Here is a 15,236-nt window from a genome sequence, read left to right as displayed (position 1 = left end):
TCGATTCCTGGAGTGATCTGCCCAGTCTAAAGGTAAAAACCCTTGCCTCGCGCCGCCAGCTCACCGATCAATGGCGCCGGCCGCCAGTGATCGCCCTGCCGGGTCTCCAGCGCCAGCAATCGTTTGTGAATGTCGGCCAGCCCCTGATCGTCCGCCCAGGCCATCGGCCCGCCCCGCTCCGCCGGGAAGCCATAGCCATTCAGATAGACCTGATCGATGTCATGCGCCGACTCGGCAATCCCTTCCTGCAGGATCTTCGCGCCCTCGTTGACCAACGCCAGCAGGCACCGCTCGAGGATCTCCTCCGAGCCGATATCCCGCCGATGAAACCCCAGACCTTCGCTGACGCTCAACACCAGCGCATCGACCTCGGGATCATGCTCGGCCTGACGACTGCCCGGCTCGTAGTGGTAGTAACCATTACCGGACTTCTGACCGAAGCGACCCTGTTCGCACAAGTGGTTATCCACCTGAACCTCGGGCGCATCCTGCCCCTTGCCGGCCAGCTCGCGGGCACGCCACTCGAGATCGATGCCGACCACGTCGTACATGCGAAACGGCCCCATGGCAAAACCGAAGCTCTGCAACGCCGCATCGACCTGATGTGGATACGCCCCTTCGAGCAACATCTTGCGCGCTTCGAGCACATACGGATGCAGCATGCGATTGCCGATAAAACCGTGGCAGTTGCCCGATACCACACTGACCTTGCCCATGCGCTTGCCCAGCTCTAAAGCGGCTTCAAGCACAGCCGGTGAGGTCTGCGCGCCACGGACGATTTCCAGCAATTTCATGATGTGCGCCGGGCTGAAGAAATGCAGGCCCAGCACTTGAGTCGGGCGCCGTGTCGCGGCGGCAATGGCGTCGATGTCCAGCGCCGAGGTATTGCTCGCCAGCAGCGCCTCGGGCTTCAGCACGCCATCGAGCTCGCGGAAGATCTTCTGCTTGAGTTCGAGGTTTTCGTACACCGCTTCGATCACCAGGTCGACGTTGCGGATCGCCACATAGTCCGGCACCGCACTGACACGGGCGATCCGCGCATCGGCCTCGGACTGGTCGATCCGGCCCTGTCGCACGTTGTGCGCGTAGGTATCGGCCACGGTGGCCAGCGCCTGTTCGAGCATCTGTGGATTGTTATCGACCCACTGCACTGACACGCCGGCATTGGCCAGGCACATGACAATGCCGCGGCCCATGGTACCGGCGCCGATCACGGCGGCCTGCTGAATAGCGAAGGATGTCTGGCTCATGTTGTTCTCTTGTTGGCGATCCGAAGACAGCCATCACCATAGTCAGCCAACAGGCATTTTTGAAGTTCATTGCCGTGATGATCGACATTCAGCAGATGGATTCGAGACTTCAAAGATGCGCCTGAGCCCAGGCCCGCACCTCGGCATAGGGATACTCCTCCAGCGCCGCAAATCCTGAGATGGCCCGGGCCTTGAGCCGGGTAAACAACGGCACGCTGATTCCGCACAGAAACCGGGTCAATCGCTCCGCCGACGGAGCACTGCCAACGTGCTGCTGGTGCCTGTGGATAAAATCGCTACACAACGCCGCAAAATTTTTATCCACAAGCGCCGGCAATTCAGGAGGTACCGGCAGCCGGGCGACGTGCCCGTGACAGACCGAGCAATGCCCGCACTGCTGCGGCGCATTGTGATCGCCAAAATATTCGGCCAGCCGATATCCGAGGCATCGCTCGGTGGCGAACAGCTCGAGCATGGCGTGAATCCGCGCCACTTCGGTTTGCTCATGGCGGGTGAAATATTCATGCAGTTCAGCGCTCAGGGCCTGGCTGTCGAAATCGCCGCGCAGGACGTTGTAGACCTCGGTCATCTGCTTGCTCTCAAGCTCGACCCAACCCTTTTCCTGAAAGTAATCCAGCGCCTTCACCACCCGATTGCGCTCGGCGGAATACTGCTCGTACATCGCCTCGAAATTCACCGTGGCCCAGGTGCGCGCACGGCTTGAGGTCTGGATGATCGCTGCAACGAAATCCCTGCGCTCACCCTCGAAACGCTCAAGCAACGCATCGGGTTCCAGCAAATATTTGAAGCGGTACTCGGCGTAGTACGCGTAGCGCGGGGCAATCAGCCCTCGCAGCTCCAGCTGCACCAGTAACGTCTTCAAAGGCAACGAACGAATGTTGCTCTGATCCGCCAACGGCCCGAGCAGAAATTCCCATTGGCCTTCGGGAGCGGCGGCCTGCAACTCGTCCAGCACATGGCGAATGCCGTCCTGTTCCGGCGTGTCGCCATACACGAAGTTTTCCAGCACATTGAGGCTGTCGCGGTTGGCCAGTACCAGGCAGTCGGACGGCTGCCCATCACGCCCGGCACGACCGATTTCCTGGCTGTAGTTTTCGATGGACTTGGGCAGGTCGAAATGCACCACGTTGCGGATGTCGCTCTTGTCGATGCCCATGCCGAAGGCGATGGTGGCGACGATGCAATTGGACTGCCCGCCCATGAAGCGCTTCTGGATCCCGTCCCGTTGCTCATGGGGCAAACCGGCGTGATAAGCCTCGGCCTGAATGCCATTGCGCTCAAGATGTTCGGCAATCTGCTCGGCGGTTTTTTGCAGGGTGACGTAGACGATGCTCGGCTGACCCACGCGCTCGCTCATCCACTCCACCAGACGGCTGCGCTTGTCCTGGCCACGCACCGGCTCGACCAGCAGATTCAGGTTGGGCCGATAGAAACCGGTGGTCACCACATCTTCTGCCGCGATGGCGAATTTCGCCTGCATGTCGGCGATGACTTTCGGCGTTGCCGTGGCAGTCAGCAGCAAGGTTTGCGGGATGTTGAACTGGCGCTGGTAGTCCGGCAGCTTGAGGTAGTCGGGGCGGAAATTGTGGCCCCACTCGGAGATGCAGTGCGCCTCGTCCACCACCAGCAGCGAAATCGGCACCTGCTGCAAAAAGTTGCGAAAGCGCTCGTTCTTCAAACGCTCCACGGAAATCATCAGGATCTTCAGTTCGCCGGAACGGGCGCGAGCCATCACATCGTTGGCGTCTTCGCGGCTCTGCGCCGAATCGATGCTGCCTGCCGAAATCCCGTGCCGACGCAAAAACTCAAGCTGATCCTGCATCAGCGCCAGCAGCGGCGAGACGACCAAAGTCAGGTGTGACAGCAAGAGAGCGGGGACCTGGTAACAAAGGGATTTGCCGGACCCGGTTGGAAATATCGCCGCTACCGAGCGTCCGGCGAGAACAGCGCTGATCGCGGCCTCCTGGCCGGGTCGAAACTGTGGATAACCGAAAACCTGTTCCAGGGTGTTATGCATTCGCTGTCACTCCGTTGACCGCTGTGATGCCAACAGCCTAGCGGGCGATCGCAGCGAGTCGAGAAAAGGTCGGGGGCAAATCGATACGGGATGATACAGCGTCAAATGCGCCGCCACGGTCTGAAACAAACGAAACACTTTGTTCCTCGCCGAAGTCGCGAGGACGAGTGTAACGTTTATCGAACATCGCGCCAGGACGGCCGATGCCTCTGGATTCTCACCAAGGAAGACACATGTCGAATCGTTTGAAACTGCCCTTCGCTCTTGTCATCGCGGCCCTGCTGCTCGGCGGCTGCTCCCCCTTTCCCGGCGACATTCCCCCACTTGCCAGCGCAGTGACAGCGGGTCATACGGTTACGACCTGACAGGCGCTACGGCTGCAACACAGCCACTCGCAATTGTTCGTTCAATAGCTGCTCATGCACGCCCCGGCTGTTGCTGGCCCAACGTGCATGGGCCGGGCTGATATCACCGGTAAATGCCGCCGCCAACTGACGCAGGTCGGCAACACTGCGCACACGTGGACAGAAAGCTTGTTCGTCGCAGTTCTGGCTGGCGTTGCGATAGGTGGTGAGCAAACGATCCCACAAACCGTCACGCACCTGGCGAATCGACTTGAGCTGCACATGCGGCACGCCCAGACGTTGTTGAAGTCCGGATTCATCAAGGGCTTCGCTGGCCAGCAGGGCCTTGCCGAACATCAACACTTCGGCGCGTGACGCGGTGTCGATGCTGGCCTGGGTGGTGAGTGCGTCCGGCCAGTCCGTACGCTCGACTTGCGTAAGCGCCAGTCCGCTACCCACCTCGGAGGCCATCGCCACACGACAACCACTGATCCACAGCAAAACAATCGAGGCCATTCGTAGCCACTGCATACCTAATTCCCTTTAAGCCTGTATCGGACGCCTGGAAACGCCCTACGGATTCTGGCGCGCACCATACAGAGATTTACTCTGAAACGCCTGACAAACACGTCGGAAATTTCGCCCATAAGGGTTTGGCTGTGAAAAAGCCGCAAAAACGCGTAGGGCAAATGCCCGAATCCCGGAAAAACCCCTACGAATTCTGTCCATTGTGGCTGTCTTGTCCCACTCGACGTCGCCCTTCTATAGTGGCCGGCGCGACTGAAAACACTGTGTCGGCCCGCCGAAGCGACTTCGTAAAGGACACGCCTCAATCATGAACATGTTCACACCACTGAATACTCGTTTTCGCCCTCTCAAGACCTGCGACGGCGACAACCCGGTACTGGTCATCGACACCGCAGCAGCATCGGGTGATTTGCTCAATGCCGCCGATCAACGCCTGCGTGCCGCCAGTGATCTGCTGGAAACTCTTTACTGCTTATGTTTCAAACAGGCCGACGTGAAAGACATCCCGAATATCGTCAATGCGCTTTATTTATTGACGCAGGACGGCTGTGACTTGCTGGAAGTTGCAAGACGAAAGATAAATAGATAAAGCCAGCAAATAAAATTACAAAGTTAGCAACAACCCATCGCTTCCATTACAACAAAGATCGAAACTAGCCTGTTTGCTCTTACATCAACCAAGAGCAACAACATGACTACGCTGACTATTTTCTTTTGCGGTACAGGTTCGACAAAGTTTGATAACGCCCACGAAAACTATTGGGATGGTGAATTGGTCTCCACACTGGCTTCTCATCACGTCGGTCGCGAGTTCGCCGAATGGATCGTGGTCGACGGCCCCGGCACCAGCAACCTGCAAGCCGATGAACTGTTCACCCAATCCAAGGACTACGGTCTCAGCGGGACCTTGTTCGGCAAGGGCTGGGAGGAAAACGTCCAGCACGCGGCAAACATCATCAAAGGCCAATGCGACTGGCAGCGCGAGCAACTGACCGAGGCGGAATACAACCGCCTTAAAGCCGCCGGCATCCCGATTGAAGATGTAAAAGTTGAAGGTTCCTGGCTGTGGCGTAAATACAACTATGGCGATCGCAGCGTCACGCAGCAGAAGTTACAGGAGCAAATTATCAAAACCTTTCGCAAGGATGGTGTTATTCCAACAAAAGTCAATCTGGTGGGCTGGAGCCGCGGCGGTATCAGTTGTCACATGCTGGCCAATGCCATGTTCAATGACAGTGCACTGAAAAACATTCCAGTAAATATCTTTGCCATTGACCCGGTGCCGGGCATCGGCAACTTTCAGGAACAACGAGTAAAGCTCAACGCCAACGTAAAAGAGTATGTAGGTTTCTACGCGAGAGATGAACGCTCCAAGGGCTTCAGCTGCGTCATCCCGCAAACCGCGACCGGCACCAAAACCAGCATCTTCCCCATGCCCGGCCGTCACGCCACCCTGGTCGGCAACGCCTCCGCCGATGGCAACAGTGGTCCCAAAGTGCTGGCCGAACCCGGCCTAATCGTCCGCCACTTTGCCGAGGTCTGCCTGAAACGCTGGGGCACCGCACTCGACAAAAACCTCAACCTCACCGACGCCGACCTTCGCAACCACGCCGCCACCATCGTCAACGCGGCAGCGAAATACAAGGCCATGGAGAAGTGCTCCTACACCTGGTTCACCGAGCTGGATCAAGGCGAGCGGTACGTTTCGCTGGGCAGCAAAGGCGTTCCGTTTTCGACGGTGAAAGGCATGATCTACAGCCCGGCGACCGGGCTGACGACGAGTGTGCTGGATGTTGAAGGGTATCGGGCGATTCGTTGAAAACCGTGATCGATCTGTAGGAACGGCCTGCCGGAATCTGCATCCCGTTCCTACACGCAGCGGCGCCTTGTCTTCTATCGGCGCCAGTGGGCTGAAACCTATAGTTGTGACTGTCGCTGCCAATTCAGCGACTCGGGCTTGGTCACCCGAATGGATCATGCATTCGCGTCCGCTGTATGCTGCCGGCACTCAATTGCCAGCAGCGTTATGGTGGCTGTGTTTGGGACGCTTTCGAGCGTGCCGGGTATGTGCATGATCCTCACCGGTTGACCAACCCGAACACAGTCGCCTCCAGTCGCTTGGTCACGATGTGGTGGCTTCATTCGAAGCAATTGAGGATCTAAAAAATGAAATCATGGAACGAACTCCACTCCAATCGCTACCGTCCACTCGACTCCAACCTCACCGACACCAAGCCCCTGGTCATCGACACCGAGGCCAACCCGCAAGACATCCTCGAATGCGCCGTCCAGCGCCTGCGCGCCTCAAGCGACCTGCTGCAAACCCTCTACTGCCTCTGCTTCAAACACGCTGATGTCGAAGACATCCCGCACATCACCCATGCGCTCTACCTTCTCACCAAAGACGGCTATGACCTGCTCCAAGTAGCCCAGCAGCGAATGCTCAACTGGAAAGCGCCGGCCTGAGGCTGAGTGAACGAATCGCTCTCCGGCACTACCTGAGAGCGATGGAAAAAACGCAATCAAGCAATGGAGATTCTCGTGAGCAAATTTTTTGATGAGCTGATGGAAAGCGTCAAACAGTTAGATGAAATCTTTCGCCGCGAGCACGGGCACCTCAACTCGAAACCTGCTCCAAAGATGCCGCTGAAAATCGAAGAACACCTTCAAAGCGTGCCGTTCCCTGACAACGACGAAGGCAAATAAGTAGCAGAATTCTGCTCATTAGCCATAACAACAGGTGGAATATTTCCAGTTAGGCGTTTCTGCCTCCACTTGTCTCGCCAAATATCCTCCTGAGTCTTAAGTGCTACTATTCTGGTAGTTAAGGCTTAAAAATGAAGGAATATTGGCACATGGCTAATAAGACAGCATCACTCTTGCCCACGACTTCCAGACTGCTTTCCGAGTTTGGCGAGCGCCTGAAGCTGGCCCGCCTGCGCCGCAAACTGACGGCCAAGCAAGTCGCAGAACGATCAGGTATGTCGCTGACAACCCTGCGCTCTCTAGAGTCCGGAGGCTCGGGAGTAACCATCGGTGCCTATCTGTCAGTCATGCAGGTACTCGGGCTGGAAAAGGATCTGAATAAACTGGCCGAGGCCGATGAGATGGGGCGCCGATTGCAGGACGCGCAATTGCTGCCTGGAGCAAAACCCCAACGAGTACGCGGAACATCCAGGATCAAGAAGTCGCCTCTGGTCGGCGAAAAAAGCACACGAGTGGAGGAAGACAGCGCCTACATCGCCAGCCTGACCCAAGACTTCCCCCTCAACACCCACTCGCTTTCAGAACTGTTGAACAAGAAAAAAAGCGGCTCCAAAACAGGTGAAGAATGACGCGAATTGCGGTTTATGCAGATTGGGAATCCTTGAATGGCGCAAGACGCCTCGGATTCCTGCATGCCAGAAAGGCCCGTGCTAACGAAGTGTTCGAGTTTGAGTACGATCCAGCCGCACTGGCCGATCCAGAACTGAGCTTCATGAAGCTCGATCCCCGTATCAACCTTTTCGAAGGGCACCAGTTCCCCGGCGGGCACCAAACCCAGTTCGGCGCATTTGCAGACTCAAGCCCCGATCGTTGGGGACGTTTACTGATGAAACGGCGTCTGGAGCGAGACGTTCGCGACGGGCTGTTGCCAAGCGGCAGCAAGCTTTACGAATCCGACTGCCTACTGGGTGTACATGACCTCTTTCGCGTTGGAGGCCTGCGCTACAAGCTCAACGATGAAGGCAGTTTTCTTGATGACCGCGACGGCATAGCCGCCCCGCCGTTTCTGGAGTTGCGCGCACTGGAGCAAGCGAGCCGCGCACTGGAAAACGACCCGGACAACACAGCACTTGAAGGACGCGAGTGGCTGAAAATGCTGATCGCACCCGGCGGCTCGCTGGGTGGCGCCAGACCCAAGGCCAGCGTCGCAGATCGGCACGGTCATCTGTGGATCGCCAAGTTTCCGAGCATTCGAGATGACTACGACGTCGGTGCATGGGAAATGGTGGTGAATGCTCTGGCCAAGAACTGCGGCTTAAGAGTAGCGACCGGCACCGCTCAACGTTACGCGAGCCAGCACCACTGCTTCATGGTCAAGCGATTTGACCGAAGCAAATCCGGTGGCCGCTTCCACTTCGCCTCCGCCATGACCATGACCGACCGCGTCGACGGTGACGATGCCTCGAACGGCGCCAGCTACATCGAACTGGCTCGAGTAATCATTGAACACGGCTCTGAGGTCGACACCGACCTGCGCGAGCTGTGGTCGCGAATCGTCTTCAACATTCTCGTTTCGAACACCGACGACCACTTGCGCAACCACGGATTTCTTCTCGATCCTGGCCGCGGGTGGAGGTTATCCGAGGCTTACGACATGAATCCGGTGGCGAACGCGGATGGGTTGAAACTGAACATCACGGACTCTGATAACGCCCTGGATCTGGACCTTGCTCGGGAAGTGGCGATTAACTTCCGGGTTGACCGAGAGGATGCCGACAAAATCATCAACGACTTCAAAGAGACCGTAACGCAGTGGCCGGAATTGGCTGGTGCGCTCGGCATTCCGAGGCGCGAACAGGAAAAAATGGCCCCCGCATTCCAACTATCGGCATATTAAAAGCGCCCGCAACTAATCCATCACCCACAAAAAAGCCGCCCTCAAGAGGCGGCTTTTTCATTAGCTACGAACCCAGTCTTACAACTTAGGCCCGGCAGCCTTGATCGCGTCGCTCACTTCGAACTTCTTGAAGTTCTCGATGAACAGACCGGCCAGTGCTTTGGCAGCTTCGTCGTACGCAGCCTTGTCAGCCCAGGTGTTGCGTGGGTTGAGCAGGTTGGTTTCGACGCCCGGTACGGCCAGTGGCACGTCCAGGTTGATGGTGTCCAGGTGCTCGGTGGCTGCACCGATCAGCGCGCCGCTCTGGATCGCTGCGATCACCGCACGAGTGGTCGGGATGTTGAAGCGTTTGCCGACGCCGTAGCCGCCACCGGTCCAGCCGGTGTTGACCAGGTAGACCTTGGAGCCGAAGCCGCGGATGCGCTTGATCAGCAGTTCAGCGTATTCGCCAGCCGGACGCGGGAAGAACGGTGCGCCGAAGCAGGTGGAGAAGGTCGACTTGATGCCGCTGCCCGAACCCATTTCAGTCGAGCCCACCAGTGCGGTGTAGCCGGACAGGAAGTGGTAGGCCGCTTGCTCTTCGTTGAGGATCGACACTGGCGGCAGGACGCCGGTCAGGTCGCAGGTCAGGAAGATCACAGCGTTTGGCTCGCCGCCCAGGTTCTTCTCGGAACGCTTGGCAACGTGCTCCAGCGGGTAGGCCGCGCGGCTGTTCTGGGTCAGGCTGACATCGGCGTAGTCGGCGTGCTTGGCGTCGTCGATCACGACGTTTTCCAGCACCGCGCCGTGCTTGATGGCTTTCCAGATGACCGGCTCGTTCTTCTCGGACAGGTCGATGCACTTGGCGTAGCAGCCGCCTTCGATGTTGAAGACAACGCCTTCGCCCCAACCGTGTTCGTCGTCACCGATCAGGTAACGGCTTTCGTCGGCGGACAGGGTGGTCTTGCCGGTGCCCGACAGACCGAAGAACAGGGTCACGTCGCCTTCTTCGCCGATGTTGGCAGCGCAGTGCATTGGCAGCACGTCAGCGGCCGGCAGCAGGAAGTTCTGCACGGAGAACATGGCTTTCTTCATTTCACCGGCGTAACGCATGCCGGCGATCAGCACTTTCTTCTGGGCGAAGTTGATGATCACGCAACCGTCGGAGTTGGTGCCGTCACGCTCAGGCACGCACTCGAAGTTGGCAACGTTCAACACTTGCCACTCTTCGCGACCGGCCGGGTTGTACTGAGCCGGGTTGATGAACAGGCAACGACCGAACAGGTTCTGCCAGGCAGTCTGGGTGGTCATTTTCACGGCCAGGTAGTGATCTTCGGCCGCGCCTACATGCACGTGGGAAACGAAATGCTCTTGCGCGTTGTTGAATGCTTCAACACGAGCCCACAGCGCGTCGAACTTGTCGGCCGGGAACTTGCGGTTGATCGGGCCCCAGGCAATGGCGGCCTGGGTGGAAGGCTCTTCAACGATGAAACGGTCGACTGGCGAACGGCCGGTGCGGTGACCGGTGCGAACTACCAGAGCGCCGGTATCGGCAAGCTCGCCTTCACCGCGGTTCAGGGCTTCTTTTACCAGATCATCAACACTCAGATCGGTGTACACGGCGTTATTGGCTTGCGTCATGAGGTTCCCCGTCGGCCAGTGGCCGAGTGTGCTCCAAACGTTTTGTAGTAGAAAGTCGCGCACTACTACCGCGAAAAAAGTGGGCCGGATTATGCCAGAAAAGCCCAAAAAGAGTAGGGCCCTCCCGTCGTAACGGCGTTATTCCGTCGTTGAGCAGTGAATTTACCTGCGCTGAACCGTTTTAGTGCCGGGTATCTGACGGCGTCTCGACGCCCGCGCCAGCGAACAATTGAGCGATATCTGCCGCATCGAACAGGTAGCGCTGGTTGCAGAACTGGCAATCGATCTCGACTTTTCCACCTTGCTCGGCCACGAGCGCCTGCGCATCTTCCAGACCCAGACTGACCAGCGCATTGCCCGAACGTTCGCGGGAGCAGCTGCAGTGGAAGCGCAGTTTCTGCACATCGAACAGACGAACCTGCTCTTCATGGTAGAGGCGATGCAGAACCGTTTCGTTGTCCAGGCTCAACAGTTCATCAGCGGTCAGGGTGTTGCCCAATGCGGTGATGTGCTGCCAGCTGGCGGCGCGTTCTTCTTCGTCTTTCAGGCGATCGGCCGGCAGTTGCTGCAACAACAGACCACGGGCACGACGGCCATCGGCGCAGAGCTTGAAGCGAGTGCCGACCTGCTGGGACATGACGAAATAGTTGGTGAAGCAGTCGGACAGGGTTTCGCCGTCGAGGTCGACGATGCCCTGATAACGCTGGCCGGCGATCGGGTCGACGGTCAAGGCCAGGACACCGTTCGGCATCAGGTCGCCGAGGGTCGCGTCGGCCGGGATCTGCTCGGCGTGATAGCGCGCCAGGCCACGGATTTCGCGTTCGCTGGAGCATTCGATCATCAGCAGCGGGATCGGGCCTTCGGAGCGGGCCTGAAGAATCAGCAAGCCATCGAATTTCAGGGTGCCCACCAGCAACGACGCGGCAGCCATCAGTTCGCCCAGCAATTGCGCAACCGGTTCCGGGTACAGGTGCTTGGCGAGCACTTCGGCATAGCTGCGCTCCAGCGACACCAGTTCGCCGCGAGTGTCGCTGTCATCGAAGATGAAGCGTTGGGTGTAATCGGTATCGAGGAAATCGGTCATAGGTCTGGGTATCTGAATGTGATGACAAAATGGTTACAAAGAATGAAAATTCCGCGCTTCTGGCATCCTTTTTGATGCCGATGTTCAGCCACGGGAGGCATTTTATGAACAATCCGGGTTTGTTCCAATCAAGGTGGAACCTCGGCCGGCTGGTTCTGTGCAACATCGTGCCATTGGCACTACTGGCTTTCTGGTTATGGCCTACGGGCCAGATGCTGTGTGTGATTTTCGACGAGTGGCTGTTCCGCTCACTCAATGCACCGCTGGCCAGCAACCCCATATGGCTCCACATATGGGCAATTGCAAGTCTGCGACCGTTCGACATCGTCGTCGGCCTGATTCTGCTGATGCTGCTGATCAAGGGGGACTGGGTGTTCCGGGCGATTGACGTGCGTCGCGCGTTTTTCGGATTTTTCTCGATCCTGCTGCTGATGGTGGTGATCCGCGCGCTGTTCTCCAAGTTCTCCGATCACATGGGCTGGCAGCACAGCAGCCCGTCGATGGTGCTCGAAGGCGCGGTGCATATCAGCGATTACTTCCCGCATCTGGAGAAGACCTGGGAACTGAAGGATCGCTCGAGCCAGAGCTTCCCCGGTGACCACGCTTCGGTGCTGCTGATCTGGGCGTTGTTCATGGGCGTGTTCAGTCGCACGGTCGGCCAGTTCCTGGTGATCTGGGGCCTGGCACTGCTGTTCATGTTGCCGCGCCTGGTCGCCGGTGCACATTGGGGCCAGGACGACTACATCGGCGGCATGCTGCTGGCGGTGTGGGCACTGGGCTGGGGTTACTACACGCCGTTTGCTTATCACGCGGCGAATTTCTGGTTGAAGGTCACGGCGCCGGTTTTCCGGCTGCTGGGCAAACTGCCGGTGGTTTCGCGAATGAGTGTGGTGTCCGCGCACTAATCATCGGTTACTGAAAAAAAACGCAGCCGCCGGCGGGTCTCGAACCCAGGCCGGCAGGCTGCGTTTTTTTTATTCGCCGCTACTGTTCCCACGAAATTTAAACAGATCCCGACGCTGCTTCTTGCTCGGTTTGCCATCGGTGGTCACACCCAGGGCGCCTGCCTTGCGCATCGCCGCAGCGGCTTCACGTTTGGCAATACTCGCCTCGGTCTCGGCATACAGCGTCTGCGCCTCAGGTGCGCCTCGACGCACGATCGACAGGGCCTGAACCACAATGGTCTTCTCGTCAAAGCCCGTGCGGATCTCGAACTCATCGCCAATGCGTGGCTCTTTGCCAGGCTTGCAGCGCTCTCCCCGACAATGCACCTTGCCGCTCTCGATGGCAGCCTTGGCCAAGGCGCGAGTCTTGAAAAAACGCGCAGCCCACAGCCACTTGTCGAGACGGACCTTGTCGTCCTCTTCCTGTTTTTGCGCCATATGAATTCCTCGTTCAGCCAGTAGTCGGAACTGTACTACCGATTCTGTCGGGCGCAAGAATCCGGCCCTCCAGATAAACTGTGATCTTCGCCGGTTCAACGGCATGGAGTGATCGAGTGACCAAATTTCCGTCTTCATTGACCTCGCCCAAATCCGGGTGCGCGGGCTGCCAGCAAAGCGAGCCGCTGGGCTTCGATTTTTCCTTCGCTTATCAGCCCATCGTGGATCTGCGAGACGAGTCGGTATACGCCTACGAGGCACTGGTTCGTGGTGCGGCCGGTGAAGGCGCTTTAACCGTGTTGGATCAGGTTACGGAAGATAACCGCTACCGTTTCGACCAGCTCTGCCGGACTCGTGCCATCGAAGGCGCGGCCGAGCTTAATATGCAGACACACTTGTCGATCAACTTCATGCCCAATGCGGTCTATCGTCCAGAGTTATGCATTCGCAGCACCCTGGAAGCCGCCAGAAAACACAATTTCCCGATCGACCGGCTGATTTTCGAAACACTGGAAAGCGAGCACGTAGATAACTATCGCCATTTGACCAATATTCTGCGTGAATACCGCGAATTCGGCTTCAAGACGGCCATCGACGATTTCGGTGCCGGCTATTCGGGGCTCAATCTGCTGGCCGATTTCCAACCGGACCTGATCAAACTCGATATGGCACTGATCCGCGATATCGACCGTGACCGTGTTCGTCAGGCTATCGTTCGGGGGATTGTCACAATCTGTGCGGAGTTGGACGTTACAGTCATCGCCGAAGGCATAGAGAGTGCGGGTGAACGGGATTTCCTGGCGGACTGCGGAATATTTCTGATGCAGGGTTACTGGTTCGCCAGACCCGCATTCAAAGCGTTAGCCCAGGTGTCCCCTGAAGCGTGGACGCGTTAATCGTTGGTTTTTTTCCATTGAAGACATTTGACCATTTGACCGTTATCGGTCTGCGCGAGTGGGTGGCGCTTCCGGATCTGGGAGTCGCCGGCCTTCGGGCAAAAATCGACACCGGCGCCAGCACCTCCAGCCTGCATGCCACCGACATCGAGCCGTTCGAACGTGACGGCGAGAAATGGGTGCGCTTCACTGCGCACCTGGGCACTGTCGTGCAGTTGCGCCATCGACGATGCGAAGCGCCGCTGGTCGCCCGCAAGACCATCAAGAGCTCGAACGGCCAGGCCCAGGTGCGCTACGTGATCAGCACCACCCTGGCCCTGGGTGACCGGGTCTGGCCGATCGAGTTCACCCTCGCTTGCCGCAAGTCCATGCGCTATCGCCTGTTGCTCGGTTCCAAAGCCCTGATTGACGGCCAGCTGGTGGTCAATCCGGGCATCAAATATGTACAAGACAAGCCGGTGTTCCCGGTATCTACCTCCTCCACAGGTGTTGCATGAAGATCGCTGTGCTGTCGCGGAACCCGCGTCTGTATTCCACCCGCCGTCTGGTCGAAGCCGGAACCGAACGCGGGCATGAAATGGTGGTGATCGACACCTTGCGCGCCTATATGAACATTGCCAGCCACAAGCCGCAGATCCACTACCGCGGCAAACCGCTGGAGGGTTTCGACGCAGTAATCCCGCGGATCGGCGCGTCGGTGACGTTTTATGGCTGCGCAGTGTTGCGCCAGTTTGAAATGATGGGGGTGTTTCCACTCAATGAATCGGTGGCCATCGCCCGCTCGCGGGACAAGCTGCGTTCGCTGCAATTGCTGTCGCGCCGGGGCATCGGCCTGCCGGTGACCGGGTTCGCCCACTCGCCGGACGACATTCCCGACCTGATCGACATGGTCAACGGCGCGCCGCTGGTGATCAAGGTGCTGGAAGGCACACAGGGCATTGGCGTGGTGCTGTGCGAAACCGCAACGGCGGCAGAGTCGGTGATCGAGGCGTTCATGGGCCTGAAGCAGAACATCATGGTGCAGGAATACATCAAGGAGGCCGGCGGCGCCGACATCCGCTGCTTCGTGGTCGGCGACAAGGTGATCGCGGCGATGAAACGTCAGGCCAAGCCTGGGGAATTTCGCTCCAACCTGCACCGTGGCGGCAGCGCCAGCCTGATCAAGATTACCCCTGAAGAACGCATGACCGCGCTGCGTGCGGCGAAGGTGATGGGGCTGACGGTAGCGGGGGTGGATATCCTGCGCTCCAACCATGGACCGCTGGTGATGGAGGTGAACTCCTCGCCTGGTCTGGAAGGCATCGAAACCACCACGGGCAAGAACGTGGCGGGAATCATCATCGAGCATCTCGAGAAGAATGGCGGGCCGAACATGACCCGCACAAAAGGCAAGGGCTAGAGCTGAAGCGATGTGGCGGCCAGATGGCCGCCATCGCGAGCAAGCTCGCTCCCACAGTTGAAATGCATTCCCCCTGTGGGAGCGAGCTTGCT

General features: G+C 58.2%; 17 protein-coding genes. 11 read left to right on the top strand and 6 right to left on the bottom strand.

All coding sequences use genetic code 11. The features are described 5' to 3' along the window. Positions 1-26: 26 nt before the first annotated feature. Positions 27-1,250, bottom strand: a complete 1,224-nt coding sequence (locus tag N8H71_RS16895) for a 3-hydroxyacyl-CoA dehydrogenase (protein ID WP_262194860.1) — start codon at positions 1,248-1,250, stop codon at positions 27-29. Positions 1,251-1,359: 109 nt separating this feature from the next. Continuing rightward, entirely contained in the window at positions 1,360-3,288 is a 1,929-nt protein-coding gene (locus N8H71_RS16890; RefSeq protein ID WP_262194859.1) for a RecQ family ATP-dependent DNA helicase, read from the bottom strand. 233 nt (positions 3,289-3,521) lie between these two features. Between N8H71_RS16890 and N8H71_RS16885 the strand changes: the two genes are divergently transcribed. Next, positions 3,522-3,653, top strand: coding sequence for a hypothetical protein (locus tag N8H71_RS16885; RefSeq protein ID WP_262194858.1), 132 nt, complete (start codon positions 3,522-3,524; stop codon positions 3,651-3,653). A gap of 6 nt (positions 3,654-3,659) precedes the next feature. Here N8H71_RS16885 and N8H71_RS16880 read toward each other — a convergent pair whose 3' ends face one another. After that, the gene (locus N8H71_RS16880) at positions 3,660-4,163 is read right to left on the bottom strand and encodes a polysaccharide deacetylase (protein WP_262194857.1); all 504 of its coding nucleotides are present in this window, start codon (positions 4,161-4,163) and stop codon (positions 3,660-3,662) included. Positions 4,164-4,467: 304 nt separating this feature from the next. On the opposite strand from N8H71_RS16880, the gene N8H71_RS16875 reads away from it, so the two are divergent. The 6 genes from N8H71_RS16875 (at position 4,468) to N8H71_RS16850 (ending at position 8,763) form a co-directional block, all read left to right on the top strand. After that, positions 4,468-4,749 carry a hypothetical protein gene (locus tag N8H71_RS16875; RefSeq protein WP_262194856.1) on the top strand — a complete coding sequence of 94 codons (282 nt, stop codon included), beginning with the start codon at positions 4,468-4,470 and terminating at the stop codon, positions 4,747-4,749. 102 nt (positions 4,750-4,851) lie between these two features. Then, the gene (locus tag N8H71_RS16870; RefSeq protein ID WP_262194855.1) at positions 4,852-5,979 is read left to right on the top strand and encodes a hypothetical protein; all 1,128 of its coding nucleotides are present in this window, start codon (positions 4,852-4,854) and stop codon (positions 5,977-5,979) included. Between the two features lie 347 nt (positions 5,980-6,326). Further along, positions 6,327-6,626, top strand: a complete 300-nt coding sequence (locus N8H71_RS16865; RefSeq protein WP_039764593.1) for a hypothetical protein — start codon at positions 6,327-6,329, stop codon at positions 6,624-6,626. A 75-nt stretch (positions 6,627-6,701) separates the two neighbouring features. Beyond that, the gene (locus tag N8H71_RS16860) at positions 6,702-6,866 is read left to right on the top strand and encodes a hypothetical protein (RefSeq protein ID WP_262194854.1); all 165 of its coding nucleotides are present in this window, start codon (positions 6,702-6,704) and stop codon (positions 6,864-6,866) included. A 149-nt stretch (positions 6,867-7,015) separates the two neighbouring features. Beyond that, on the top strand, positions 7,016-7,495 hold the full coding sequence (locus N8H71_RS16855; protein WP_262194853.1) for a helix-turn-helix domain-containing protein: 480 nt from the start codon (positions 7,016-7,018) through the stop codon (positions 7,493-7,495). Continuing rightward, a complete protein-coding gene (locus N8H71_RS16850; protein WP_262194852.1) occupies positions 7,492-8,763 on the top strand; it encodes a type II toxin-antitoxin system HipA family toxin in 1,272 nt (423 codons plus the stop codon). Before N8H71_RS16855 ends, N8H71_RS16850 begins: the two co-directional genes overlap by 4 nt. A 78-nt stretch (positions 8,764-8,841) precedes the next feature. On the opposite strand, the gene N8H71_RS16845 is transcribed toward N8H71_RS16850, so the two are convergent. Continuing rightward, positions 8,842-10,383 (bottom strand): phosphoenolpyruvate carboxykinase, encoded by a 1,542-nt coding sequence (locus N8H71_RS16845; RefSeq protein ID WP_007952682.1) that lies wholly within the window; start codon positions 10,381-10,383, stop codon positions 8,842-8,844. 181 nt (positions 10,384-10,564) lie between these two features. After that, positions 10,565-11,467, bottom strand: coding sequence for an Hsp33 family molecular chaperone HslO (hslO, locus tag N8H71_RS16840; RefSeq protein WP_262194851.1), 903 nt, complete (start codon positions 11,465-11,467; stop codon positions 10,565-10,567). A 104-nt stretch (positions 11,468-11,571) separates the two neighbouring features. Between hslO and N8H71_RS16835 the strand changes: the two genes are divergently transcribed. Beyond that, positions 11,572-12,372, top strand: a complete 801-nt coding sequence (locus tag N8H71_RS16835; RefSeq protein ID WP_262194850.1) for a phosphatase PAP2 family protein — start codon at positions 11,572-11,574, stop codon at positions 12,370-12,372. Between the two features lie 69 nt (positions 12,373-12,441). Here N8H71_RS16835 and N8H71_RS16830 read toward each other — a convergent pair whose 3' ends face one another. Then, a complete protein-coding gene (locus N8H71_RS16830; RefSeq protein ID WP_085684161.1) occupies positions 12,442-12,849 on the bottom strand; it encodes an RNA-binding S4 domain-containing protein in 408 nt (135 codons plus the stop codon). 116 nt (positions 12,850-12,965) lie between these two features. Here N8H71_RS16830 and N8H71_RS16825 point away from each other — a divergent pair, with 116 nt between their 5' ends. The 3 genes from N8H71_RS16825 (at position 12,966) to rimK (ending at position 15,144) form a co-directional block, all read left to right on the top strand. Then, positions 12,966-13,745: an EAL domain-containing protein gene (locus tag N8H71_RS16825; protein WP_115076182.1), complete on the top strand. Its 780-nt coding sequence runs from the start codon at positions 12,966-12,968 to the stop codon at positions 13,743-13,745. 77 nt (positions 13,746-13,822) lie between these two features. Then, on the top strand, positions 13,823-14,242 hold the full coding sequence (locus N8H71_RS16820) for an ATP-dependent zinc protease family protein (RefSeq protein WP_230737646.1): 420 nt from the start codon (positions 13,823-13,825) through the stop codon (positions 14,240-14,242). Next, a complete protein-coding gene (gene rimK / locus N8H71_RS16815) occupies positions 14,239-15,144 on the top strand; it encodes a 30S ribosomal protein S6--L-glutamate ligase (protein ID WP_065257794.1) in 906 nt (301 codons plus the stop codon). The genes N8H71_RS16820 and rimK overlap by 4 nt, the downstream gene beginning before the upstream one ends. The last annotated feature ends 92 nt before the right edge of the window (positions 15,145-15,236 follow it).

The organism is Pseudomonas koreensis, assembly GCF_025447595.1.
Taxonomy (GTDB): Bacteria; Pseudomonadota; Gammaproteobacteria; order Pseudomonadales; family Pseudomonadaceae; genus Aquipseudomonas; species Aquipseudomonas koreensis_H.
The sequence above is the reverse complement of the archived record's forward strand: the minus strand, read 5'-3'. Positions and strand labels throughout refer to the sequence as shown.